Origin of the sequence: Microbacterium sp. P26 (genome assembly GCF_023712585.1) — a bacterium.
GTDB classification, from domain to species: domain Bacteria; phylum Actinomycetota; class Actinomycetes; order Actinomycetales; family Microbacteriaceae; genus Microbacterium; species Microbacterium algihabitans_A.
The window spans coordinates 397,964-420,432 of record NZ_JAMAXZ010000002.1; the positions used below are offsets into that span (position 1 = coordinate 397,964).

Consider the following 22,469-nt stretch of genomic DNA (forward strand, 5'->3'; position numbering starts at 1 on the left):
GACGGTGATCGACGTCATGGCGGAAGACCTCGTGCTCGGACTCGGCGGCACCGTCGACTACGAGATCCGGTGGGATGCCGACGTGCTCACAGCCCTCGCCGAGAGCCACGGCATCCGTGTCGACGAGTTGACCACCACGACGCCGATCATCGACGAGCGTGCGCTCGTCGTCACGGTGCTCGCCTTCCTCGCCACCGGCGGGGGAGGCGAGCGCTTCGTGCTGTCGTCGGAGATCGTGGAGACCTTCGCGGCGCACTTCGACAAGACGGTCACGCTCGGCGGGACGGGGGTGCGGGCGGGGATCGCCCTCGACCGCATCGGCGTGCCTACGGTGCAGCATCTCGTGAGCATCGACGACACCGTGCGGCGTCTGCTGCCCGCGTCGATGAGCATCGTCTCGTCGGCCAGGCACGACACCCTCGACCCGCACCTCATCGTGCAGTACCCCGAAACGACGACGGTGCGCTTGGTCGACGGGGCGGTGACCGCGCCGGCGTCGAACCGCATCATCTTCGCGAACGACGCCCCGAACCGCGAGATGGCGATCGCGACCGGCCTCGGTGACGCCCTCGCCGACGCGGCGGCGTTCCTGGTGTCGGGCTTCAACACGATGCAGGATGCCGCCCTGCTCGCGTCGCGGCTCGACGATCTCGTCGCGGCGATGCGGCGCCTCCCGCCCGAGGCCCTCGTCTACTACGAGGACGCGGGGTTTTACCGCCGCGAGCTGTCGGCGCTCGTGCGCGAGCGCCTCCTGGAGCGCATCGACGTCTACGGGATGAACGAGGACGAGCTGCAGGAATACCTCGCCCGCCCGGTCGACCTGCTCTCTCCGGCCGATGTCTGCGCCGCCCTCGCCGACGCGCACGCGCTGATCCCCGCACGGGCCCTGGTCGTGCACACCCGGTACTGGGCGATCGCGGTCGGCCCCGCAGCGGCCGCGCACCGCGCGGGCCTCGAGAGCGCGGTGCGCACGGCGGCCACGCGTTTCCGGCTCGGTGACGCCTGCACGGCCGCCGACCTCGACGACACCGCGCGCCTGGGCCGACACTCCGGTGGACAGACGGTCGTCGCCGCCGCAGAGCGTGAGCTCGGCGCGACGGGAGTGGCGGCCTTCGTCGTCGACACGGCGCACCCCACCACGATCGGCCTGGGCGATACCTTCGTCGGGGGCTTCCTCGCCGCGGTGCCCGCTGCGGCCCGACGCGCCACCGCCGTCGCCCTCGATCGGGCCCTCGACGCGGCGTGCGGCCGACGCTGACCCACGACGGCGTGCGGGGTCAGTGCGCCCCGGTGTCGGCATCCGGATCGGAGAACGGCCCGCACGCGGCGATCACGCGGCGAAGGCTGACGGCCGCGGCCCAGGCGTCGAGGGGTTCGTCGTGCGCCTCGAGCGCGCGAAGGCGGTCGGTGAAGGTCGTCAGTGCCTCGTCGGCGGCGCGCAGCTGATCGGCCGTGCCGACCGGATCGGGCGGCGTCTCGACCAGGTGCGCCACCGTCGTGATCGCCTCGGAGAGCACGCGGCGCGCGTCGGGGGGAAGCTTGGCGTCGACGGAAGGACCGCTGGTGAGCCCGGCGAGGGCGGCGGAGAGCTCCCGCGTGGCGTCGGCCGTACCGGTCAGGGCGTCGAGGCGCCGCCGGCCGAGATCGCGCGGCGCCTGCAGTCGGCGACCGCGGGGGTTGTAGCGGCGGCTCTCGTCGGCCAGTTCGACCTCTTCGCGCACGTCGGCGAGGGTGCCGCGCAGGCGAGCCGCAGCCTCGTCCGCGGCGTCGGGATCGAACGCGCGGCCGGCGAGCGAATCGGCGATGCTCCGCAGCGACGCGGCGAGGGCGTCGCGCAGTTCGGCGAGTCGGTCGTCGGCGCGCTTCACGCGCAGGGGCGGGACGACGACGAGGTTCACGATCACGCCGACGACGACGCCGAACGCCATGGTCACGAGGTACGACACGGAGTAGCCGTCGGGGTCGGCGCCGCCCAGCAGCAGCACGAAGAGCCCCGCGATGGCCACCCAGTCGCGGCCCACGCCGAGAGCGCGGACCCCCGCGAGCAGCACGCCGATCAGGATGACGGCGGCGACGGCGGCGATGCGCGGCACCCCGAGTCCGACGACGGCGAGGCTGGCGAGCCCCAGGCCGATGCCGATCCCCAGCCCGACCACGGCCTGCACGCCGCTGGAGGCCGACCGCGCGACCGTCGGATACATGCTGACGAGCACCCCGAGCGGCGCATAGTACGAATACTCGCTCTGGGCCCACGGGACGTACGGCGCGAGATACCAGGCGAGGGCGGCGGCGACGGCCGTCTTGGCGGCGAGCAGCAGGCGGTCGGCGGTCACCGCGTCGGCCCACCACCGTCGGGGGTCGAGGGCGGGGCGAACGTTCACAGGCGCAGCGTGCGGGGGCGAGGCGACACCACCCCATGCTGCGTGCTCGCGCCGATCTCGTCGCGGGGGTTGCCGCGGCGCGACGGGGCGGGTAGCCCTCACCCCTTCGGGCGGTAGGCCCTCCAGAGCACCCGGGCGTGACGGGCCTTGGCCCGCTCCACGCCGTGCTCGTCCTTGCGGGCCGCGCTGATCCACTCGGCGAGGCGACTGACCACCGCTCCGAGCACCATGCTGATGTCGGCGTGCTTCGCGGGCGGCACTGCGGCTTCGGCCGCCGGCATCCGCCCCTTCGGTCCCAGATCGTCGTCGATGTGTCGGAAGACCAGCCGTGCGACGCCGACCGCGTGGCTGTTGACGACGCAGTGCGCGGCGCCCTCGATCTCCCATCGGCGGGCGCTGCGGGCGCGCGCGACGAGACGGGAGTGCAACCGCCGCGGCGACGGGCGATCGAACTCGCCGCGCAGCAGGAGCAGTCGCGCGTGGCCCGCGCCGACGCGGTCCGAGATGCGATAGCGGAGCATGTGGGGGAGCGCCTCGAAGAAGTACAGCACTCCGCACAGCAGGTAGGCCGAGACGGCCAGGAGGGCGATGTGCAGCGACTCGCGCACGGTCGACTGCACGAACCGCACGGCCTGAACCAGGGCATTGGCCTCCGCTTCGTCGACGACCGGACTCACGAGAACGGCGTGCGAGAGGTCGGGGCGCCGGGCGAGCACCTCGGTGACCACCTGCGTGCCCATCGAATGGCCGAGGAGGACGGGGTCGGCGAGGTCGTAATGGTCGAGCACGCTCTCGACCTGGTCGGCGAAGAACGCGGCGGTGGGCTGCTCTCCGGATGCCGGGACCCCACCGAAACCGGGCAGATCGAGAGCGAACACCTCTCCGCGTTCGGCGAGCAGCGGAGCGAGGAACTCGAAGTAGGTCGCGGCCACGCCGATACCGGCGATGAGGACGAAGGCGCGGTCCTCCCGAGCCCCGGTCGACATGCGGGTGACGCGCGTGCGGACAGCGCCCCGCCGGTGCGTCTCGACCTGCACGTCGATGGAGGAGTCGGCCATCGATCCAGGATGCCCTACGCCACGGCATCCGCTGTCAATCCCGGACCCGACGTCGCAGGCGCGGCCTAGCCTTCCTGCATGAGCGATACTTCCCGTGAACACGAGACCCTCGGCGCACAGCGCGAGGGCGACAACCCCGCAGAGAAGGACCCGTCGGACTGGCTCACCGGTGACGAGCCGATGACCGCGCCGCAGGCCAGCTACCTCGACACCCTCGCCCGCCAGGCCGGGGAGGAGATCTCCGCCGACCTCACGAAGGCCGAGGCGTCGGAGCAGATCGAGCGTCTGCAGGGCGAGACCGGCCGCTCCACCGAGTGACCCTCACCCTCTGAACGACGAGGCGTCCCCGCGACCTGATCAGGTCGTGCGGGACGCTTCTTCGTCTGCGGAGATGTCGTCGATGTCCTGCTGCTCTCCGCGCGCGATGTCGTCGAGGAAGTCGGCGACTACGCGGCGTTCGGCGGGGCCGAGGCGTCCGGCCGCCGCCACGGCCGAGGCGCGCCGTACCGACAGCACACGGCGCGCGGGGGATGAGGGGTCGATGGTCTCGCGGACGACGATCGACCGACGGTCGCCCGGGTACGGCTCGCGCGCGACCCAGCCGGCGTCGGCGAGGCGGTCGATGAGCGCCGTGGTCGCCGCCGACGAGATGCCGAGCATCGAGGCGAGCAGACGAGGGGTGACGGGTTCGTCGTCGGGGGAGCGCTGCAAAAGAAAGCGCAGCACCTTCGCGTCGTTGGGGCCGATGCCCAGGGAGTTCAGCGCCGCTCGCTCCGAAGCGATCCCCGAGTCGGTGAGGTCGTTGAGGGCTTTCACGACGTCGTCGGCGGAAGCCGTGTGTCGCATCTCTCCTCCTCGGGTGTCTCGATGATCTAGTGGTTTGGAAGCCGATCAAGTAGGCGACTGTTCTAATCCGCCATGCTACCTGTCCATGATCCGCAGGGGCAGGGGGCTGGACGCGCGGCTCTGACATAGGATGCCCAGGTGGAAAACGGGACGGAAGCGTCGCGCTACTGGTACGGCGCGAGCGACGAGGATCGCCGCCGTCGAGCGGTCGACGTGCTTCAGGCTTTCCGTGTGTACCGCGCCGCCGAGGTGGCGATGCGACGCCGCACACGAGAATCGATGTCGATGGGCGAGAACGAGTTGCTCGTGCTGCGCTACCTGCTGCGGGCCGCCGGCCAGAAGCGACAGGTCTCGCCGAGCGAACTCACCCGCTACCTCGGCGTCTCCACGGCGTCCACCACCGCGATCGTCGATCGACTCGAGAAGACCGGACACGTCACGCGCGTTCCGCATCCCACCGATCGCCGCAGCATCTTCATCGTGGCCACGACCGAGAGCGACGAAGAGGTGCGCGCCACGCTGGGGTCGATGCACACCCGCATGATGGCTGCCGTCGTCGACATGTCGCCCGAGGACAGCGCCGCGGTCATCGCGTGCCTCGGACGCCTGCAGGATGCCGTGGACCAGGTCGACCCTCACCCGGTCGAGGTCGACGCCGCCCCCTGAGCGTCGATCGCGAAGCAGGCGAGTAGCTAGGCGACCTTCTTTCCCTCGCAGCATTAGGCGGGCGTGAGAGCGCGTGAAACCATGGACATATGGACGAGGATGCGCGTGATGCGGTGATCTCCGCGCGCCCGAGCGACGTCGTCCGCGAGGTCGACGGCGTGCTGGTCGCTCCGTTCCGCGAGGTCCTCGGTCGACTGCGCGCGGACTACCCCGACGAGGATCCCGGCCGCATCGAGGCGATCGTGTTGCGCGAGTGGGAGGCCTTCTCGGCCGGTCGTCCGCTCGTCGTGCCGACCGCCGTCGAAGACGGGGCCCGCGAGATCCTGGGCCCGCCGCTCGTCTGAGTCAGGACCCGGGGTGCTCGGGCTCGGGCACGATCATCAGACCGCCCGAGGAGTTGGCCGAGGTGGCGAGGGCTTCGATCCACGAACGGCTCAGGAGGGCAGGCTCGGGTTCGTCGAAGACGAACCGCAGCGGGATCGACGGATGCAGCCACACGGTGCTGCGCCCGACCTCCTGGTCGGGTCCGTGCGTCCACGACAGGGTGAAGCTCTCGCCGCGGCGGAGCTTGGTGGCGATGACGACCTTGACGTGCGCGAGAGCGCGGTCTTCGATCTCGATCGGCGTCGCGACGTCGCCGTAGTAGAGCGTTCCCACACCCGGAACGTTAGTCGCGACGCCGCGAGCCGATCGCGGGGCTTGATTCGCGTCCGCTGACGTGGCAACGACCGGTCGTTCCGCGGAAGCGGTCCCATCTGCGTTCCTCGGATAGGCTCGTGCGCATGGGCAGATTCATCTACGACACCGTCGCCAATGCGGTCGACATCGATGACCGCACGCTCGCGCACCTGCGCATCGTCGTGATGAACAAGCTGCGCCGGTCGGAGTCGTTCATGTTCGACGTCGAGGTCGGAGACGGCAGCGGGCGTCGCAGCTTCTGGATGCACCCCTCGGTGCCCATCCAGTTCCACTTCTACGGCAGCCGTCAGCCGCGCATCAACCGCGTGTGGGTCGAAGACCTCATGCTCGCGGCATCCGGCCCCAACGGTCTGGCGATCACGCCCGAACCCAGCGAAGACGCCCTCGTCGAAGAGGGTTGACCCGCCTCAGTGCTTCTCGGCTTCTTCGGCCGGGGTGATGTCTTCGGGCACGAGCATGATGCCGCCCGAGGAGTTGGCCGAATCGGCCAGGCGCTCGATCCACTCGCGGCTGAGCATCGTCGGCTCGGCGTCGTCGAAGACGAAGCGCAGCGGAATCGCCGGGTGCAGCCACAGCGTGCTGCGGCCGCGTTCCTCGTCGTCGCGGTGACGCCACGAGAGCGTGAAGCTTTCTCCGCGGCGCAACTTGGTGGAGATCACGACCTTGAGGTGCGCGAGGGCGCGGTCTTCGATGTGCACGATCGTGCCGCTGCCGCCGTAGTGAATGGTCCCCATGCGGCCACGATACGCCAGGACGCCCGTGGGGTACGCGGGGCGTCGGCGAGTGTCAAGGGCGGGGGTCGTGCACCCCGGGCGTGTCATCGTGAGGGGTATGCACGGAAGGAGGGCGCCGTGACATCTCCCCCGAATCCTAGGCACCCAGAACCTGCGGACGGCCACGACGACGATCTTCCCGACGTCTTCGATGGTCTCACCGCGATCGACGTCGTCGACGGCGAGCTCGTTCCGCGGGCTCCCGCGCCGCCGCGAGCGTAAGGCTCCCAGCGACCTCGTAGCGCTGCTGGTTACGGTCGGACCATGTCTGACCCGCTGGACGATCAGCAGATCACCGTTTCGGGAGCCGCGCTGCGTGCGATGCGCGACGAGTTCCAGCGGTTCCTCATGGAGTACCGCTTCGGGCTCGCCGAGGTCGAGACGAAGATCTCGATCCTGCGCGAAGAGTTCCAGGAGATGCACGCGTACAACCCGATCGAGCACGTCTCGAGCCGGGTGAAGTCGCCGGACAGCCTCGTCGACAAGGTGCGCCGCAAGGGCATTGACACCGACTTCGCGTCGATCCGCTCGACGATCACCGACATCGCCGGCATCCGCGTCACGTGCAGCTTCATCGACGACGCCTACCGGCTCTCCGATCTGCTCACCCAGCAGGACGACATCACCGTCCGCGACGTGAAGGACTACATCGCCCAGCCCAAGGCGAACGGATACAAGAGTCTGCACGTGATCGTCGAGGTGCCCGTGTTCCTGTCGACCGGCAGGGTGGACGTGCCCGTCGAGGTGCAGTTCCGCACGATCGCGATGGACTTCTGGGCGAGCCTCGAGCACAAGATCTATTACAAGTACGACCGCCTCGTCCCCTCCGACCTCCTCGACGAGCTGAAGGACGCCGCCGACATCGCCGCCGAACTCGATCACCGCATGGAGCGCCTCCACCGCGAGATCCGGGGCCCGCGGCCGGGAGTCGTCTCCCTCTGAGGGCACCGAGTGGCCCGGGCAGGCCGCGGTGGTCACAATGGAGGGATGAGCGACGACGCCGCCCGCCTCGACGAGGTCGCCGCAGAGCTGCTCGCGCTGCCACCGGCGCACTTCACCGCGGCGCGCAACGAACGTGCCGCGGCGGAGTCGGGGGCGGTGGGCCGACGCATCGCGAAGCTGCGCAAGCCCACGGTGGCGGCCTGGGCCGTCAACCTGCTCGTGCGCGACGGGCAGCTCGGCGAGGCCGTCGAGCTGTCGCGGGCCCTGCACGAGGCGCAGGACGACCTCGACGCCGCCGAACTGTCTCGGCTGGGGCGTCAACGCCGGCAGCTGGTGGCCGCGCTCGCGCGGCGGGCCGGAGAGCTCGCGGCCGAGGCCGGGACACCCCTCAGCCAGACGGTGGCGGATGCCGTGCAGAAGACGATCAACGCCGCGGTGGTCGACGATTCGGTGGCGGCGGCCGTGCTCACGGGGCGTCTCATCGCTCCGATCGACCTCGCCGATCTCGGCGGGGGAGAGCTGGCGGCGGCCGTCGCGGGGTCGGTCCCCGAGGCGGTTCCGGCGCCGGCACCGCGCGACGACCTCGCCGCACGGCGGGAGCGCAAGGCCGCCGAACGTGCGGAACGCGAAGCGGAGCGCGCGCACGCCGCCGCCGAGCGGGAGCAGACCGCGGCGGAGCGCCGACGAGTCTCGGCGCGGGAACGGTCGGATCGGCTGCGCGAGCGCGTCGACGGGCTCCGCGCCGATCTCGAGCGTGCCGAGGCGGAGGCCGACGCCGCCGCCCACGAGCTCGACGAGCGTGAGAAGGAGAGGGCGGATGCCGCTGCGGCGGTGGCGTCGAGCCTTCGCACGCTCGAGAAGGCCCGCGCCGCCTGCGAAGAAGGAGAGCGCGGATGAACGCCGCCGTGGAGGGGATCCTCGCCGCCGCGCGGACGCGGCTGGCCGACGCCCCGCGCGAGCGCCTGGGCGAACTGCAGGAAGGGCGCCGTCTGCTCGGCATCCCGCGGGCCGCGCGCATCGCCCCGCGGGGGACGGCGTGGCACCTCGGGGCGCTGCTGCTCACCGACGACGAGGTGCTGAGTACCGGTGACATCGTGCGATCGCGCGCCGAGGTGCGCCGCGGATTCGCCGCGGAGTCGCAGCGGCGTCGCGCGGAGCTCTCGGCCGCGGCGGCTCGAGGAGGCGTGCCCGAGGGCGAGACGATCCACATCCAGTGGACGCCGGTTGACGTGTCGGCGCTGGGGGAGCGCACCGCACCGCTCGCGCTCCGGGGTGACGAGGTGCTCGTGCGCTGGAGCGCCGCAGGCGGGTACATGCCCCTGGAGCGCTACCTCGACGAGCGCATCGAGCTGCTGCGGCATCCGCCCGAGCGGGCATAGAGACCCGCGCGCATAGTCGGGGGTGGGGTGGGTGTCAACTGCCGTGACCACGCAGGTTCGCGGAAACGACGCTGGTCTATCGTGAGCGACGTGCAGCAGGTATGGCCAGGATCCAGTTATCCCCTCGGGGCCACTTACGACGGTAACGGGACGAACTTCGCCCTGTTCAGTGAAGGAGCGGAAAAAGTAGAGCTCTGCCTCTTCGAGGAGGACGGAACGGAGACGTGCGTCGAGCTGATCGACGTCGACGCTTTCGTCTGGCACGCCTACCTCCCCAACATCCAGCCGGGGCAGCGTTACGGCTACCGCGTGCACGGGGAATACGACCCGGCGAACGGCAAGCGCTTCAACCCCGCGAAGCTTCTGCTCGACCCCTACGCGAAGGCCGTCGAGGGCCAGATCGACTGGGGCCAGCCCGTCTTCAGCTACGAGTTCGGTGACCCGGACTCGTTCAACGACGACGACTCCGCCGCCCACATGATGAAGGGCGTCGTCATCAATCCGTTCTTCGACTGGTCGGGCGACCGTCAGCCGAAGATCCCCTACGCCGAGTCCTTCATCTACGAGGCGCACGTGCGCGGCCTCACCCAGCTGCATCCCGACGTGCCGGAAGAGCTGCGCGGCACCTACGCCGGTATCGCCCACCCGGTCGTCATCGAGCACCTCAAGAAGCTCGGCATCACGGCGATCGAGCTCATGCCGGTGCACCAGTTCGTCAACGACTCCACTCTCGAGGAGAAGGGGCTGTCGAACTACTGGGGCTACAACACCATCGCGTTCCTCGCTCCGCAGAACACCTACTCGTCCACCGGCGACCACGGTCAGCAGGTGCAGGAGTTCAAGGCCATGGTCAAGGCCTTGCACGCCGCCGGCATCGAGGTCATCCTCGACGTGGTCTACAACCACACCGCCGAGGGCAACCACATGGGCCCGACGTTGTCGATGCGCGGCATCGACAACGAGGCGTACTACCGCCTCGAAGACGACGACAAGCGCTACTACACCGACTACACCGGCACCGGTAACAGCTTGAACGTGGGCAACCCCCACACGCTGCAGCTCATCATGGACTCGCTGCGCTACTGGGTGCTCGAGATGCACGTCGACGGCTTCCGCTTCGACCTCGCCTCGACCCTCGCGCGCGAGTTCTACGAGGTCGACCGCCTCGCGGCCTTCTTCGAGCTCGTGCAGCAGGACCCGATCGTGTCGCAGGTCAAGCTCATCGCCGAGCCGTGGGACGTGGGCCCCGGCGGCTACCAGGTCGGCAACTTCCCGCCCCAGTGGACCGAGTGGAACGGCAAGTACCGCGACACCGTCCGCGACTTCTGGCGCGGCGAGCCGCAGGCCCTGGGCGAGTTCGCCTCGCGCCTGACCGGCTCCGCCGATCTGTACGAGCACTCCGGTCGCTTCCCCGTGGCATCCATCAACTTCGTCACCGCTCACGACGGCTTCACCCTGCGCGACCTCGTGTCGTACAACGAGAAGCACAACGAGGCCAACGGCGAAGACAACAACGACGGCGAATCGCACAACCGCTCGAGCAACATGGGCATCGAAGGTCCCACCGACGACCCCGAGGTGCTCACGCGTCGTGCGCAGCAGCAGCGCAACTTCATCGCCACGCTGCTGCTCAGCCAGGGTGTGCCGATGCTGCTGCACGGCGACGAACTCGGTCGCACGCAGGGCGGCAACAACAACGGCTACGCGCAGGACAACGAGATCACCTGGGTGGACTGGTCGAACATCGACACTCCGCTCATCGAGTTCACCGCGGCCCTCGCACGCCTGCGCAAGCAGCACCCCACCTTCCGCCGCAGCCGGTTCTTCGACGGTCGCCCCGTGAAAATGGAGGAGGGCTCGCCGATCCCCGACGTGGTCTGGCTGCGCCCCGACGGCTCGCTCATGCAGCCCGAGGACTGGGACAACGGTTTCGGTCTGGCGGTGGGGATCTTCCTCAACGGCCAGGGCATCCGCGAGCGCGACCGCCGCGGCGAGTCGATCAGCGACGACCACTTCCTCGTGCTGTTCAACGCGGGTGACGACAAGGTCGACTTCCAGCTGCCCGACTTCGAGTACGCCCCCAAGTGGGACGCGTATGTCGACACCGCGGGCGAGCGCGCCAACACCGAGCCGCTCAACCCCGGCGAGACGCTGCCGCTGGAGCCGAAGTCGCTGATGGTGCTCCGCGAGCACCACCTGCCCGAACCCGAGGTCGACCACTCGGTCGCGGCCTCGCTCACGGCGCAGATCCAGACACTCGGCACCGACGACCTGCCCGGGCAGGCGCCCAAGCCGGAGCTGTGACCGAGATGCGGCATCCGCTTTCGACGTATCGCCTGCAGATCCGCGAATCGTTCACCCTCGACGACGCCGCCGAGGTCACGGATTATCTCCGTGACCTCGGGGTCTCGTGGGCGTACCTCTCGCCGATCCTCGAGGCCACGCCCGGGTCCGACCACGGCTACGACGTCGTCAACGTCACGCGCGTCGACCCCGCCCGCGGCGGCGCCGAGGGGCTCTCGCGCTTCGTGCAGGCGGCGCGCGCGAAGGATCTCGGCATCCTGATCGACATCGTGCCCAACCACATGGGCGTCTCGGAACCGCGGAGCAACGCGTGGTGGTGGGACGTGCTGCGCCAGGGACGCGCTTCGGCCCACGCCTCCGCCTTCGACATCGACTGGGAGTTCGGCGCGGGCAAGGTGCGTGTGCCGATTCTCGGTGCCGATCTCGCCGAGGTCCTCGACGAGATCTCGTACGACCCGACGCCGGCCGACGACGCCCCCGACGGGCTGATCCGCTATTACGACCACGCCTTCCCGGTGGCTCCGGGAACGGGGACGGATGCCGCGGCCTCGGGCTCGCGCGACGCGATCGAGGCTCTGCTCGACGCGCAGAACTTCGAGCTGCGCTTCTGGCAGGACGAAGCGGCCGACCTCAACTACCGCCGGTTCTTCGCCGTGACGACCCTCGCGGGCGTGCGGGTCGAGTTGCCGGAGGTGTTCGAGGCGACCCACGCCGAGATCCTGCGCTGGGTGCGCGAGGGCCTCGCCGACGGCCTGCGCGTGGACCACCCCGACGGCCTCGTCGACCCGGGTGGGTACCTCGACCGCCTCTCGGCCGCCCTGCGGGAGGCGAGCGACGACGAGGTCGGCTACGTGCTCGGCGAGAAGATCCTCGAGCACGGCGAAGCCCTGCCCTCGTGGTGGAAGACCGCCGGCACGACCGGATACGACGCGCTCGCCGAGATCGACCGCGTGCTCACCGACCCCGCGGGTGAGGTGCCCCTCGACGCCCTGGATGCGCGTCTGCGCACCGAGAGCGGCCTTCCCGCCCTGACCGGCTGGCACGACCTCATCCACGACACCAAGCGCAAGATCGCCGACTCCATCCAGGTGTCGGAGATCCGCCGCATCGTCCGTGGCCTTCCCGCCGAGCTGCGCGAGGAGTTCGAGGCCGAGGTGCTGCAGGACGCCCTCGCCGAGATCCTCGCGTGCTTCCCCGTCTACCGCTCGTACCTGCCGGCGGGGCGCGCGCACCTCGACGCCGCCGCGGGCGAGGCCGAGATCCGCCGCCCCGAACTCGACGACGTGATCGAGAAGCTCGTGCCGGCGCTCGCCGACACCGACCTCGAGATCGCGTGGCGCTTCCAGCAGACGACCGGACCCGTGATGGCGAAGGGCGTCGAAGACACGGCGTTCTACCGCTACACGCGGCTCGGCTCGCTCACCGAGGTGGGCGGCGACCCGGGCCAGTTCGCGCTCGACGTGCACGGCTTCCACACCGCTCAGGCGCTGCGCCACGCGTCGTGGCCGACCGCGATGACGACGCTCTCGACGCACGACACCAAGCGCGGCGAAGACACGCGTGCGCGCATCGCCGTGCTCGCCGAGATCCCCGAGCGCTGGGCCGCGCGACTCGAAGAGTTCCGCGGCATCGCCTCCACCGGGCACGGTCCCTTCGACGCGTTGCTGTGGCAGGCCATCGTCGGGGCGTGGCCGGCCTCGGCATCCACCCCCGAGGGGCTGAAGGACTACCGCGAACGCCTGCACGCCTACGCCGAGAAGGCCGCGCGCGAGGCGTCGGAGGTCACCGGCTGGTGGGAGCAGGACGAGGCCTTCGAGGAGCGCATGCACGCGCTGGTCGATGCGGCGACCGGTCCCGCGGCCGAGCGCGTGCGCGCGTTCGTCGACGAGATCTCGGCCGACGGCTGGTCGAACGGCCTCTCGGCCAAGCTGCTGCAGATCCTGGGCCCAGGCGTCCCCGACGTGTACCAGGGCTCGGAGCTGTGGGAGCAGTCGCTGGTCGACCCCGACAACCGCCGCGCGGTGGACTTCGCCGAGCGTCGGCGCCTGCTCGCTTCGATCGACGGGACGGATGCCGTGCGCCCGCCCATCGACGGGACCGGCGCCGCGAAGCTGCTCGTGACCTCGCGCGCGCTCCGGGTGCGGGGCGACGTGCCGCTGGACGTGTACCGTCCGCTGGAGGCCGCGGGCGTGGCATCCGATCATGTCGTCGCGTTCGATCGCGGCGGGGTGTTCGCTGTCGCGACGCGCCTGCCCCACGGCCTGCGCACCGCGGGCGGCTGGCGTGACACCGTGCTGCTGCTGCCCGACACGCTGGTCATCGACGTGCTCACCGGCACGCAGTACCAGGGCGGTCCGACCCGCCTCGGCGAGCTGCTCGCCAAGTACCCGGTCGCTCTGCTGATCTCCTGACCCGTCCCGCGCGTGAGGGGGCGCTTTCCGTCGCCTCGCGCCCGTCTCAGCGACAATTCTCGACTCCTCACGCGAAGGAAAGAACCCACATGAGCATCGACGTCTGGGCCCCCAAGGCCGAGCGAGTGCGGCTGCGCCGACTCGACGACAGCGGCGACACCGTCGTCGAAGATGTGGAGATGTCGGCGGATGCCGGCGGGTGGTGGACCGCTCCGGTCGACCTGGCCGACGGGGAGCGCTACGGCTTCGTGCTCGGCGACGGCGACGACCTGCGTCCCGACCCGCGGTCGCGGCGCCAGCCCGGCGGCGTGCACGAGGCGTCGGCGTGGTTCGACCCCTCGGTGTACGCGTGGAACGACGCCGCGTGGACGGGTAAGCAGCTCGCGGGCGGGTTGATCTACGAGCTGCACCTCGGCACCTTCACCCCCGAGGGGACCCTGGATGCCGCGATCGGCCGCCTCGACCACCTCGTCGACCTGGGCGTGACCCACGTCGAGTTGCTGCCGGTGAACGGCTTCAACGGCACGTGGAACTGGGGCTACGACGGGGTGCTCTGGTACACCGTGCACGAGGCCTACGGCGGACCCGAGGCGTACCAGCGCTTCGTCGATGCGGCTCACGCCGCGGGTCTCGCCGTGATCCAGGACGTCGTCTACAACCACCTCGGACCCTCGGGCAACTACCTGCCCCTCTTCGGCGAATACCTCCGTGAGGGCAGCCGAAACACCTGGGGCGACTCGGTCAACCTCGACGAAGACGCCGTGCGCGCCTACATCGTCGAGAACGCCCTCATGTGGATGAGCGACTACCACGTCGACGGTCTGCGCCTCGATGCCGTGCACGCGCTGCTCGATCACCGCGACCCGCACGTGCTGCAGGAGATCGCGGAGCGCACCGACGCCCTGTCGGCGCACCGCGGCATCCCGCTCACGACCATCGCCGAGAGCGACATGAACGACCCGAAGCTGATCCTCCCGCGCGAGGCCGGCGGCTACGGACTCACCGCGCAGTGGTCGGACGACTGGCACCACACCGCTCATGTCGCCCTGACCGGAGAGACGATCGGGTACTACGAGGACTTCGCCGACCTCGACGCGTTCCGCAAGGTGAGCGAGGGCGGCTTCTTCCACGACGGCACCTACTCGACCTTCCGCGAGGAGAAGCACGGCAAGCCCATTCCCGCCGACGTGCCGAACTGGCGCCTGGTGACCTTCGCGCAGGACCACGACCAGATCGGCAACCGCGCCGCCGGCGACCGCCTCTCGCAGACGCTCGACTACGACCGCCTCGCCGCGGCCGCCGTGCTCACGCTCACGGCTCCCGGCACGCCGATGCTGTTCATGGGCGAGGAGTGGGGCGCCACCACGCCCTGGCAGTTCTTCACCTCGCACCCCGAGCCCGAGCTCGGCAAGGCCACCGCCGAGGGTCGTATCGCCGAATTCGAGAAGATGGGCTGGGACGAGTCGACCGTGCCCGACCCGCAGGACCCCTCGACCTTCGAGAACTCCAAGCTCGACTGGGACGAGGTCGGTGAGGGCGACCACGCGCAGCTGCTCGGTCTGTACCGCGAGCTCGCGAAGATCCGGCGCGAGCGCCCCGAGCTCACCGACCCCTCGCGCGAGGGCCTGTCGGCCGCGGCCCGCGAGGCCGACGGTGGGCGCGTGTACGAGCTGCGTCGCGGCGACCTCCTCGTCGTCGTGAACCTGTCGAATGCTGAGACGTCGGCATCCGCGGCATCCGGCGCCCGTGTGCTGCTGGCCACCGCCGAGGGCGTCGTGCTCGACGGCACCACGCTGACGGTGCCCGCCGGAGCGAGCGCGATCGTCGCACCGGCACTCTGAGCGAGGCGGTCGTTCAGCAAGCCCCGGTCACTCCTGCCGTAGAAGCAGCTCTCCCGGATATATGGGACAGGCGTCGAGAAGCTGTCCGACTCGGCTGTTCTCGGTGAGCCACGACGCGAGACCGTCGTCCAGGAACCTGGCGATTTGGATGACTGACGCGTGGGCCGTTTCTAAGTCCAGACGCACGGGCTCGTCGGCGTGCTTTCGTTCGCCCACGAGAGGTACGCCCCAGATGATGTGTTCGTGGTGAGCAATTCGATTCCGAAGAACCTGGACCCTGCGCGCGACATTCTCCACACGCTGGCGTTCGACATCGCCCACGCCGGGGAAGGCTCGACGAACGGCGGCCTTCCAGATCGTCGTGTCATAAATCCGGCGCTCACGAATGCCGTCGCGTTCGGCGAACTGCCCGCGTCCGAGGAGTTTGACCCAGAAGCCGAACATCAAGGAAGCGACAAGCTTGCCGTGCCGCAGCGAGGGATCATCGGGGAGCTTGTTGAGACGGATGCGTCCCTTGGCCTCCTCGACAAGTTCGGTCCCGTCCTCGTCCAGAAGCGACCGATCGTCGTACCATTCCAGCCCGTACCGGTCGGCGAGTTCTCTCGCCATGGCCGAGCGCATGGCGACCTCGACATGACCGAGATCCTCGAAAACAGCGAGTGCGACAGAATTCGCCCAGCGATACAGATCAACACCGTCGACGTCCGGATCGAGTCGGCACGCGTCGTCGTAGCGGTGCATACGGACCACGGGGATCGTTGCGCGGAGACGATGCATGAGACCTCATTGCCGGCGGGGGATTGTCGAAGTAGGATACTGAACAGCCCCCGACGCAGCGCACCTCGTGTGACGGTCGGGGTTTCTCTTTCGGCTGTCGAAGACTGGCGCCGGCGCGTGCGAGGGACGGCGTCGTTCAGTCGCTGAGCGAGATGCGGCCCATCGCGGCCTGGATCGCCACGGCAGCTGCTCCCCGCGCCCAGGCGGAGAAGCCCGAGCGGTCGGGGTGGATCGAGACGGCGGATGCCGAGCGCTCGCGGCCGCGCGCGAGCGACGCCTCGACCCGGTCGCGCACCAGATCGAACGCCTCGACGCCCTCCCCGGCGAGGACGATGTCGGACTGCAGCGACAGGTTGGCGGCGAGGGCGCACAGGGTGCCGAGGGCGTCGCCCGCGGCCTCCAGCACGGTGCGGGCTGCGGGATCGCCGGCCTGGGCGAGTGAGAGGGCCTCGTCGTACGAGACGGACCGGCCGAGTGCCTGAGACACCTGCGAGGTGATCGCGGTCGTCGTGAGCAGGGCGGCGGCGCAGCCGCGATGGCCCTCGGGGCAGGGGGGTCCGTCCGCGACGAGCGAGAGGTGGCCGACGGTGCCGACCCCGGCATCGGGGGTGCGCACGGTGCGCCCGTCGATCACGAGACCGAAGCCCACTCCCGCGCCGACGGTCACGATCGCGAAGCCCGGCAGGTCGCGGCCCACCCCGAACCAGCGCTCGGCCTCGGCGAGGGCGACCACGTCGTTCTCGAGGGCGACCGGCACGTCGAGGCGCGCCGCGAGCGCGTCGGCGAGGGCGACGTCGCGCCAGCCGAGGAAGGGGGCGTCGACGGCGACCCCATCGCGCACGGCGCCGCCCAGGCTCACGCCGATCCCGCGCACATCGCTCAGGCCGAGCGAATCAACCGCGGCGGCGATCTCGTCGATCACGGCCTCCGGCGTCGAACCGGCAAGGCTGCGGTCGGAGCGCTCGCGCACCTCGGCCCGGATGTCGGTGGCGACGAGGTAGAGGTGGTCGTCGGTGAGCTTGACGCCGACGAACGTCCCGGCGGTGGGCGAGATGTCGAGGGGCCGCGAGGGGCGCCCGACCGAGCCGTCGACCTCGTCGTCGAGTTCGATCAAGATGCCGGCGTCGACCAGGGGGCGCGTCAGGCGGGTGAGGCTCGGCGGCGACAGGTGCAGGCGCGCGGCGAGGGCGGTGCGCGAGAGGGGGCCGTGGGTCAGCACGGCACGGGCGACGGCGGCTTCGCTCTCGGTGAGCATCGTGCCCCTCCCGTTCGCCTACATCAGGCGGACATTTGTTCCGTGGTAGAAATAATGCCATGTCGCACATCGTCGTCGCACCCGAGACCGCTCCGGCGGCGCACCTCCGCGCGGGCGGAACCAGTGTCGTCATCGACCTCACTGCCCTGCCCGCGCCCGCCATCATCCACTGGGGGCCCGACCTCGGCGCCCTCGACGAGGGTGCGCTTTCGTCAATGGTCGTGGCGGCGCGTCCGCAACGCGTCTCGGGCGGCATCGACCAGACCCCCCGACTCACGATCGTGCCGACGGCCGCGGCCGGCTGGCCCGGCGCTCCCGGATACGAGGGAGGGCGCGGCGGCGTCGTGCAGGGAACGGTCTTCTCTCTGGCATCCGTCGACTCCACCCCCGACGCCGTGACGCTGCACCTCGTCGACGTCCAGCGCGATCTGCGTCTGCGCGCGGATCTGCGGGTGGATGCCGCGGGCCTGTTCTCGCAGCAGCTCACCGTGGTCAACGACGGTGTCGACGACCTCGTCGTCTCGACCCTGCAGCCGAGCTTCCCGCTGCCGTGGGAGGCCACCGAGATCCTCGACACGACCGGTCGGCACCTTCGCGAGCGCTCGTCGCAGCGCCACGCCTTCGCCTTCGGCACGCATCTGCGCGAGAGCCGCCGCGGTCGCCCCGGCGCCGACGCGACGCTGCTGCTCGCCGCCGGACGGCCGGGCTTCGGGTTCGAGACCGGTCTGGTGCACGGCATCCACGTCGCCTGGAGCGGCAACCAGCGCGTGTTCGCTGAGCGGCTGCCGCTGGGGGAGGCGCTGCTCGCCGGCGGCGAGATGGCCGCGTGGGGCGAGCTCGTGCTCGCACCGGGTGCCGAGGTCTCGTCGCCGCTCGTCTACGGGTCGTGGGGCCACGGTCTCGACCAGCTCGCCGCGCGCTTCCACGACACCTGGCGCGCCCGGCCTCAGCACCCCGAGCGTCCGCGCCCGATCACCCTCAACACCTGGGAGGCGGTGTACTTCGACCACCGCCTGCCGAAGCTGCTGCAGCTCGCCGACGTCGCCGCTGAGATCGGCGTGGAGAGGTTCGTGCTCGACGACGGCTGGTTCCGCGGCCGTCGCGACGACACCGCCGGCCTCGGCGACTGGTTCGTTGACGAGGGTGTCTGGCCCGAGGGACTGAGCCCGCTCGCCGACCACGTCACGGGCCTCGGCATGGAGTTCGGGCTGTGGTTCGAGCCCGAGATGGTCAACCCCGACAGTGACGTCGCCCGCGCGCACCCCGAGTGGATCCTGCGCGGTCGCGAGGAGCTGCCGCCCTCGGCGCGCCAGCAGCAGGTGCTGAACCTCGCGCATCCCGGGGCGTACGCCTACATCCTCGAGCGGATGACCGAGGTGCTGCGGGCCTATCCGATCGCCTACGTGAAGTGGGACCATAATCGCGATCTGGTGGATGCCGCGACCGGGCCCGGCGGAGGCTCGGCCGTGCACGCCCACACCCTCGCCGTGTACCGGCTGATCGACGAGCTCACAGCGACCTTCCCGGGTCTGGAGATCGAAAGCTGCGCCTCGGGTGGGGCGCGTGTCGACCTCGGCATCCTGGACCGCACCGACCGCATCTGGACGAGTGACTGCCTCGATCCGATCGAGCGGCTCGAGACGCAGCGTTACACGGCGCTGGTCGTGCCGCCCGAGATGATGGGCATGCATCTGACCACCCCGCACGTGCACTCGACGGGGCGCACCGTCTCTCTCGCGTTCAGCGGAGCCGTCGCGTTGTTCGGTCACTTCGGTATCGAGTGGGACCTCACCACGCTCGACGAGCGCGACCGCGCGGTCGTGGGGGAGTGGGTCGCCCTCGCGCGGCGCGTGCGCCCGCTGGTGGCGACGGGGCGCCTCGTGAACGTCGACGTCGCCGACCCCGGCCTCGACGTGCGCGGAGTCGTCTCGGCCGATCGCGACCACGCGTTCTTCACCATCGCGCAGACGCAGACCCTCATCGCCTCACCCGCGGGACGCGTGCGCCTGCCGGGCCTCGATCCCGACCGCACCTACCGCGTGCGCCTGGTGACCCCGGGTGGCCTGGTGCAGGAGCCCGCGCAGTCGCCCCTGCCGTGGGCCCACCACGACACCGAACTCACCGGGCGCCAGCTCGCGGCATCCGGAATCCGCCCGCCCGTGCAGAACCCCCAGCAGGCGGTGGTGGTGGAGCTGACGGCTCGCTGAGCCCCTCAGGCCGAGATGGCGAACAGGCCGGCGATGCCCACGGCGTAGAGCACGAGGACGACGAACGAGTCGACGCCCATCCCGATGATCCGCCGCTGCGGGCGGAAGATGAGCCCGACCACGTACACGAGCGTGAGCAGGGCCGCGAGTGCCGTCAGGTAGATGTCGGCTCCGTTGGCCTGCGGGAGCACGGCCGCGCCCGAGATGACGGTCGCGAGCAGGAAGAGCACCGGCAGGAAGGCGTTGCCGCCGAAGATGTCGCTGATCGCGAGGTTGTCGTCGCCCTGGCGGATGGCCTGCAGCCCGGTCGAGATCTCGGGCAGAGAGGTCGCGAGGGCGAGCACGGTCGCGCCGAAGAGCACCCCCGACAGCCCGATCTGCGACGACGCGGCATCTCCCGCGCGCTCGAGCACCACGCCCGCGACGAGGGTGGCGAGGGCCGAGACCGAGAAGACGAGGGCGGCCTTCTTCGTGCTCATCGCCTTGGCGGAGTTCTTCTTCTGGGGCTTCGGCGTGGCATCCGGGGCTCGACCGTCCTCGTGCCAGGGCAGGTGCTTTCCGGCGCGCTGCACGAGGATCAATCCCACGATCCACAGGGCCGCGATCAGCACGACGTCGGGGGTGAGTCGCAGCACCTCGAGTCCGCTCGGGAGCTGGCTTCCCGCGATGACGACGGCGAGGACGGCGACGACGACGAGGCCCTCCAGGACGAGGGTGAGGGATGCCGCGCGGTAGGTCAGCGGCTTCACACCGCGGCCCCGCTTGCCGAAGGCGTCGAGGATGACGAGCACGACCGTCTGCAGGGCGATCCCACCCAGGATGTTGCCCACCGCGACCTCGAGGTTGCCCGAGACGGCCGCCGACACCGTGATCGCGATCTCGGGCAGGTTGGTCGCGACGGCGAGCACGATGAGGCCGCCGAGCGCGCTGCCCAGGTGCAGCCGGGCGTCGAGGACGTCGGTCGCTTTCGACAGCTGGATCCCGGCGACCCACACCACCGCGGCCGCGGCGACGAAGATCACGACGAGCAGGAAGAACGGTAGCGAGTCCACCGCCCGATTACACTCCCCACGCCCATGGCATCCGCCCCTCTTGCGGGGCGGATGCAACGGGTCTAGCCGTCAGTCGACGCTCGGGCGGATCAGACGCAGCACACGGACGACCACCGGCGGAAGCAGCACGACCACGGCCACGATGATCGCCGTCACCCCGATCGGGCCGCTCTGCGGCTCGCCGGAGAAGCGCTCCACGGCGAGCCAGCTGAGGCCCCAGGCGAGGGCGATCGCGGGAGTCACGCGCCACGAGCTGCGCCAGGCGATCGCGAGTCCGATGAGGGCCACCACGATCAGGACAGCGACGCCGATGGCATCCGCCCCCTGCTCCCAGCTCGGCGGAACGATGGTCGTCAGCCATGCCGCGGTGTTCGCGACGGTCGCCAGGGTGACCCAACCGAGGTGGAGGCCGGTGACGCCGTCGATGAGCACCGAGTCCAGGACGCCGCCGCGCGGTTCGCGGGTGGCGACCGCGACGCGGAACGTCCAGCCGAGAGCCGCGAGAAGCAGGACGATTACGACGACGGTGAGAAAGAGCGTCCCGAAGCGTGCGGCCACCAGCCACAGCCCGTTCAGGATCATCGTCAGCGCGATCAGCCAGCCGAGGGCGCGCTGGCGCGGGTTCGTGCGCTGTCGGGGGAGCGCCTGCCAGATCGAGTAGACGATCAGGCCGAGGTAGATGACCGACCAGATCGAGAACGCGGGGCCGGCGGGCGCGAGGTACGAGCCGTCGGTGTTGAGCGCGCCCCCTTGTTGGTCCTGCACGGCGGAGTTTCCGAAGGCGCCCGCGCCGATGACGGCCGCGATCAGCATGAACGACACGGCGGAGAGGACGACGATCTGGCGCGCGAGGTCCGAGCCCCGCCACTGAGCTGTTGCGTTCATGTCTAGAACACTAGAAAAGCTAGGTAAATGGAGTGGCCGGGGTTGACATCGCCCGGTCGGATGCCGTCGTGCGGACGGGGGGAGGGACGCGCCGTGTGGACGCTCGTCGGGACGGAGTGTCGTGGTCGGGATCCGCGGGACGGCGGCTGCGGGCGGCGCCGCGCTCGGCCTTCGTGCGACGGCAGGCTCAGGCGGCGACGGCGCGGGCGGCGAACGACCGCAGCAGAAGGGTCGGCTGCTCGACCGTGGCCGTACGCACCTGCGCCGACACCTCGTCGAAGGCGTCGGCGTCGAAATAGCCGGCCTCGCGGTACACGCGCATGCGGGCGACGAAGGCGTCGGCGGTCGGCTCGGGGTGGAACTGCGTCGCCCACAGACCCGTCCCGGCCCGGTAGGCCTGCACGGGGCACGCGTCGTTCGACGCCAGCAGCGTGGCGCCGGGCGGCACGGCCGCGGTGCCCTCCTTGTGCGCGGTGTACGCCTGGAAGCGGGCGTCCAGGATGCCGAAGAGCTCGTCGGCCCGCCCGGCCGCGGTCAGCGCGATCTCGGCGGGTCCGGTGTCTTCGGGGTGCTCCAGAGTCACGACTCCGCCCAGTAGGCGCGTGACCACGCCGATGCCGAAGCAGGTGAACATGACGTTCGTGCGGCCCTCGATGCCGGCCGCCGCCAGACGCTCGAGGTCGCGCTCGAGGCGCAGCTGCTCATCGGTCTTGTCGGTCGCGGTGACGTTGAACGGGCTGCCGCCCACGACCACCGCGGCGTAGCTCTCGAGGTCGGCCGGGAGGGGCTCGCGGACGAGGTCGTGGTGCACGAGGTCGTCGTCTCGCACCCCCAGTCCGTCGCGGAACGAGGCCCACTCCGCCACGGCCGCATCGCGCTGCGGGCGGGCGCAGACGTAGAGCAGGGGCAGCGGAGTCACCCAGGGATTCTATTCGGCTCGCGCCGACGCCGAGCAGGGGTGGAAACGCGGGGAAACCTGCGGGTCGCGGGGTG

At 70.4% G+C, this 22,469-nt stretch carries 22 protein-coding genes; 12 read left to right on the plus strand and 10 right to left on the minus strand.

Annotated elements, in window-relative coordinates:
• Positions 1–4: 4 nt before the first annotated feature.
• The gene (locus M3667_RS05510) at positions 5–1,258 is read left to right on the plus strand and encodes an ADP-dependent glucokinase/phosphofructokinase (protein ID WP_251506042.1); all 1,254 of its coding nucleotides are present in this window, start codon (positions 5–7) and stop codon (positions 1,256–1,258) included.
• A 19-nt stretch (positions 1,259–1,277) separates the two neighbouring features.
• On the opposite strand, the gene M3667_RS05515 is transcribed toward M3667_RS05510, so the two are convergent.
• Both M3667_RS05515 and M3667_RS05520 read right to left on the minus strand, forming a co-directional pair.
• Complete coding sequence (locus tag M3667_RS05515; protein WP_251506045.1) at positions 1,278–2,381, minus strand: aromatic acid exporter family protein; 1,104 nt, start codon at positions 2,379–2,381, stop codon at positions 1,278–1,280.
• Positions 2,382–2,479: 98 nt separating this feature from the next.
• Complete coding sequence (locus M3667_RS05520; RefSeq protein ID WP_251506047.1) at positions 2,480–3,439, minus strand: alpha/beta fold hydrolase; 960 nt, start codon at positions 3,437–3,439, stop codon at positions 2,480–2,482.
• 78 nt (positions 3,440–3,517) lie between these two features.
• On the opposite strand from M3667_RS05520, the gene M3667_RS05525 reads away from it, so the two are divergent.
• Entirely contained in the window at positions 3,518–3,757 is a 240-nt protein-coding gene (locus tag M3667_RS05525; RefSeq protein WP_251506050.1) for a DUF3072 domain-containing protein, read from the plus strand.
• Between the two features lie 39 nt (positions 3,758–3,796).
• Here M3667_RS05525 and M3667_RS05530 read toward each other — a convergent pair whose 3' ends face one another.
• Complete coding sequence (locus M3667_RS05530; RefSeq protein ID WP_251506055.1) at positions 3,797–4,285, minus strand: MarR family winged helix-turn-helix transcriptional regulator; 489 nt, start codon at positions 4,283–4,285, stop codon at positions 3,797–3,799.
• A gap of 138 nt (positions 4,286–4,423) precedes the next feature.
• Here M3667_RS05530 and M3667_RS05535 point away from each other — a divergent pair, with 138 nt between their 5' ends.
• Positions 4,424–4,951: a MarR family transcriptional regulator gene (locus M3667_RS05535; RefSeq protein ID WP_251506057.1), complete on the plus strand. Its 528-nt coding sequence runs from the start codon at positions 4,424–4,426 to the stop codon at positions 4,949–4,951.
• A gap of 113 nt (positions 4,952–5,064) precedes the next feature.
• Entirely contained in the window at positions 5,065–5,295 is a 231-nt protein-coding gene (locus tag M3667_RS05540; RefSeq protein WP_251506060.1) for a hypothetical protein, read from the plus strand.
• Position 5,296: 1 nt separating this feature from the next.
• Here the strand turns inward: M3667_RS05540 and M3667_RS05545 are convergent, their stop codons facing one another.
• Entirely contained in the window at positions 5,297–5,608 is a 312-nt protein-coding gene (locus M3667_RS05545; RefSeq protein WP_251506063.1) for a hypothetical protein, read from the minus strand.
• Between the two features lie 125 nt (positions 5,609–5,733).
• On the opposite strand from M3667_RS05545, the gene M3667_RS05550 reads away from it, so the two are divergent.
• Positions 5,734–6,051 (plus strand): hypothetical protein, encoded by a 318-nt coding sequence (locus tag M3667_RS05550; protein WP_056226105.1) that lies wholly within the window; start codon positions 5,734–5,736, stop codon positions 6,049–6,051.
• A gap of 6 nt (positions 6,052–6,057) precedes the next feature.
• Here the strand turns inward: M3667_RS05550 and M3667_RS05555 are convergent, their stop codons facing one another.
• Positions 6,058–6,384, minus strand: coding sequence for a hypothetical protein (locus M3667_RS05555; RefSeq protein WP_144829919.1), 327 nt, complete (start codon positions 6,382–6,384; stop codon positions 6,058–6,060).
• 303 nt (positions 6,385–6,687) lie between these two features.
• On the opposite strand from M3667_RS05555, the gene M3667_RS05560 reads away from it, so the two are divergent.
• The 6 genes from M3667_RS05560 (at position 6,688) to treZ (ending at position 15,300) form a co-directional block, all read left to right on the plus strand.
• Complete coding sequence (locus M3667_RS05560) at positions 6,688–7,365, plus strand: GTP pyrophosphokinase family protein (protein WP_144829916.1); 678 nt, start codon at positions 6,688–6,690, stop codon at positions 7,363–7,365.
• Positions 7,366–7,410: 45 nt separating this feature from the next.
• Complete coding sequence (locus M3667_RS05565; RefSeq protein WP_251506066.1) at positions 7,411–8,262, plus strand: transposase; 852 nt, start codon at positions 7,411–7,413, stop codon at positions 8,260–8,262.
• The gene (locus M3667_RS05570; RefSeq protein WP_251506069.1) at positions 8,259–8,744 is read left to right on the plus strand and encodes a glutaminase; all 486 of its coding nucleotides are present in this window, start codon (positions 8,259–8,261) and stop codon (positions 8,742–8,744) included. The genes M3667_RS05565 and M3667_RS05570 overlap by 4 nt, the downstream gene beginning before the upstream one ends.
• A 90-nt stretch (positions 8,745–8,834) precedes the next feature.
• Positions 8,835–11,048 (plus strand): glycogen debranching protein GlgX, encoded by a 2,214-nt coding sequence (glgX, locus tag M3667_RS05575; protein ID WP_251506072.1) that lies wholly within the window; start codon positions 8,835–8,837, stop codon positions 11,046–11,048.
• A 5-nt stretch (positions 11,049–11,053) separates the two neighbouring features.
• The gene (treY, locus tag M3667_RS05580) at positions 11,054–13,459 is read left to right on the plus strand and encodes a malto-oligosyltrehalose synthase (protein WP_251506539.1); all 2,406 of its coding nucleotides are present in this window, start codon (positions 11,054–11,056) and stop codon (positions 13,457–13,459) included.
• A gap of 89 nt (positions 13,460–13,548) precedes the next feature.
• Complete coding sequence (gene treZ / locus M3667_RS05585; RefSeq protein WP_251506075.1) at positions 13,549–15,300, plus strand: malto-oligosyltrehalose trehalohydrolase; 1,752 nt, start codon at positions 13,549–13,551, stop codon at positions 15,298–15,300.
• A gap of 27 nt (positions 15,301–15,327) precedes the next feature.
• On the opposite strand, the gene M3667_RS05590 is transcribed toward treZ, so the two are convergent.
• Together M3667_RS05590 and M3667_RS05595 are read right to left on the minus strand one after the other, a co-directional pair.
• A complete protein-coding gene (locus M3667_RS05590) occupies positions 15,328–16,050 on the minus strand; it encodes a hypothetical protein (protein ID WP_251506078.1) in 723 nt (240 codons plus the stop codon).
• A 163-nt stretch (positions 16,051–16,213) separates the two neighbouring features.
• Positions 16,214–17,332 carry an ROK family transcriptional regulator gene (locus tag M3667_RS05595; RefSeq protein ID WP_251506081.1) on the minus strand — a complete coding sequence of 373 codons (1,119 nt, stop codon included), beginning with the start codon at positions 17,330–17,332 and terminating at the stop codon, positions 16,214–16,216.
• 59 nt (positions 17,333–17,391) lie between these two features.
• Here M3667_RS05595 and M3667_RS05600 point away from each other — a divergent pair, with 59 nt between their 5' ends.
• On the plus strand, positions 17,392–19,539 hold the full coding sequence (locus M3667_RS05600; protein WP_251506084.1) for an alpha-galactosidase: 2,148 nt from the start codon (positions 17,392–17,394) through the stop codon (positions 19,537–19,539).
• 5 nt (positions 19,540–19,544) lie between these two features.
• On the opposite strand, the gene M3667_RS05605 is transcribed toward M3667_RS05600, so the two are convergent.
• The 3 genes from M3667_RS05605 to M3667_RS05615 all read right to left on the minus strand — a co-directional run bounded on the left by M3667_RS05605 (position 19,545) and on the right by M3667_RS05615 (position 22,395).
• The gene (locus M3667_RS05605) at positions 19,545–20,591 is read right to left on the minus strand and encodes a sodium:calcium antiporter (protein WP_251506087.1); all 1,047 of its coding nucleotides are present in this window, start codon (positions 20,589–20,591) and stop codon (positions 19,545–19,547) included.
• A gap of 69 nt (positions 20,592–20,660) precedes the next feature.
• Positions 20,661–21,476, minus strand: coding sequence for a tryptophan-rich sensory protein (locus tag M3667_RS05610; protein WP_251506089.1), 816 nt, complete (start codon positions 21,474–21,476; stop codon positions 20,661–20,663).
• 187 nt (positions 21,477–21,663) lie between these two features.
• Positions 21,664–22,395: a GMP synthase gene (locus M3667_RS05615; protein ID WP_251506093.1), complete on the minus strand. Its 732-nt coding sequence runs from the start codon at positions 22,393–22,395 to the stop codon at positions 21,664–21,666.
• Positions 22,396–22,469 lie beyond the last annotated feature (74 nt).